Annotated in this window: 1 rRNA gene; it reads left to right on the forward strand. The window is 54.7% G+C overall.

The features are described 5' to 3' along the window. Window positions 1-222 precede the first annotated feature (222 nt). Window positions 223-360, forward strand: a 23S ribosomal RNA gene (locus CHM34_RS18860); the annotation flags it as partial.

The following is a 360-nucleotide window of genomic DNA, read 5'->3' on the forward strand; positions in this document are numbered from 1 at the left end:
AGTCGTAACAAGGTATCCCTACCGGAAGGTGGGGATGGATCACCTCCTTTCTACGGAGTTATCGGGACCTTGAGGTCCGATACACAAGAACGAACCATCACGGGGTTCATGTTCGCTCTTTGGTTTTGAGGGAATGCCCCTCAAAATGCACCTTGAAAACCGGATATGGAAAGAAGCCAGGCAAATCTTCATGGAAGTGAAGATTTCACCGGAGCGAATTGAGGAGAAGTTAGGAAGAGCACACGGTGGATGCCTAGGCGCCAGGAGCCGAAGAAGGACGGGGCGAACACCGATATGCCCCGGGGAGCCGTAAGCAGGCAGTGATCCGGGGATTTCCGAATGGGGCAACCCGCCAGCGCC

Source organism: Paludifilum halophilum (genome assembly GCF_002245355.1).
Classification (GTDB): domain Bacteria; phylum Bacillota; class Bacilli; order Thermoactinomycetales; family DSM-45169; genus Paludifilum; species Paludifilum halophilum.